The sequence below is a fragment of the Nonomuraea sp. NPDC003709 genome, assembly GCF_040610775.1.
Classification (GTDB): domain Bacteria; phylum Actinomycetota; class Actinomycetes; order Streptosporangiales; family Streptosporangiaceae; genus Nonomuraea; species Nonomuraea angiospora_A.
On sequence record NZ_JBEXMW010000086.1, the window covers coordinates 1 to 1,732 of the forward strand.

At 72.7% G+C, this 1,732-nt stretch carries 1 protein-coding gene; it reads right to left on the reverse strand.

Annotated features, from left to right (window positions below; translation table 11 throughout):
• A partial coding sequence (locus ABZX61_RS65785; protein WP_355213245.1) for an acyltransferase domain-containing protein occupies positions 1–1,732 on the reverse strand: 1,732 nt, incomplete at both ends.

Below are 1,732 nucleotides of genomic sequence, written 5' to 3' on the forward strand. Positions count from 1 at the left end.
GCGACGCCCTCAGCCTGCTCGATAAGACCGGTGGCGTGCAGGGAGGCGTCCAGCAACGCCGGGTGGATACCGTAACCGCCGGCCTCGGCGGCCTCCCGCTCGTCGAGCTCCACCTCGGCGAACACCTGTGCGCCACGCACCCAGGCCCGCTTGAGCCCCTGGAACGCCGGACCATAGCCATACCCGGCACGAGCCAACGCCTCGTAGTGACCGGACACGTCCACCGCCCGCGCCCCCGCCGGCGGCCACTGCTCATCAGCAGAACCGGCCACACTGCTCGTCACGGCCAGGGTGCCCGCGGCGTGACGCGTCCAAGGCCGCCGGCCGGTACGGGCGTGCACCGCCACCTCACGCCGCCCGTCCTCACCAGCAGCGGACACCGCCACCTGAAGCTGGACCGCCTCGTCGCCCCCGATCACCAGCGGCGCCTCAAGCGTCAGCTCCTCCACCACCGGGCAGCCGACCTCGTCACCCGCCCGCACCACCAGCTCCACGAACCCGGTGCCGGGGAAGACCACCGTCTCCCCCACCCCGTGATCGGCCAGCCAGGGATGCGTAGCGGTCGAGATCCGCCCGGTCAGCACCAGCCCGCCCTGATCGGGCAGCTCCACCGCCGCACCCAGCAGCGGATGGTCCACCCGCGTCAGGCCCAGCCCACCGGCGTCCGCAGCCCCTGCGACGGAAGGCTCCAGCCAGTAACGCCGGTGCTGGAACGCATACGTGGGCAGCTCGGCACCCACGCTGGTGCCGGGCAGGAGTCGTAGCCAGTCCACCCCTACCCCGGCGGCGAACGCCTCGCCCGCCGAACGTACGAACCGCCCCGCCCCGCCCTCGCCGCGCCGCAGCGATGCCACCGCGACCCCCGACGGGGCGGTGACGTCCAGGATGTCCTGCACCGCCATCGTCAGCACCGGATGCGGGCTCACCTCGAGGAAGAAGTCGTGACCGTCGCGAATCGCGACTCGTACGGCGTCCTCGAAACGCACGCGCTGGCGCAGGTTGGTGTACCAGTAGTCGGCCCCCAGCCGCTCGGTGTCCAGCGACTCCGCCACGACCGTGGAGTAGAACGGCACGTCGGCGGAGCGAGGTTCGAGCCCGGCCAGTTCGGCGAGGACGGTCTCGCGGAGCCCCTCCACCTGGGCGGAGTGCGAGGCGTAGTCCACCTTGATCTTTCGAGCCTGCACGCCCTCACCGGTGATCGCCGCGAAGAACTCGTCCAGGTCGGCGGCGCCGCCGGACACGACGACGGAGGTCGGGCCGTTCACGGCGGCTACCGAGAGCCGGTCGCTCCACGGTTCGAGCCGCCGCACCAGCTCCTCGTACGGCAGCAGCACGGCCAGCATGCCGCCCGTCCCGGCGAGCTCCCTGCGGATGACCTTGCCGCGCTGGGCGACCACGCGGGCCGCGTCCCGCAGCGACAGCGCCCCGGCCACGCACGCCGCGGCCACCTCGCCCTGCGAATGCCCGATCACCGCAGCCGGGCGGACCCCCACGGACTCCCACAATGCCGCCAGGGAAACCATGACCGCCCAGGTGGCGGGCTGGACGACGTCCACCCGGTCCAGGGTCGGTGCTCCGTCCGCACCGCGCAGTACGTCGAGCAGGTCCCAGTCGACGAACTCGCTCAGCGCCTGCCCGCACTCCTCCAGCCGGGCGGCGAACACCGGCGACGCCTGCGCCAGCTCCACCCCCATCCCGGCCCACTGCGCCCCCTGACCCGGGAACACCAGCA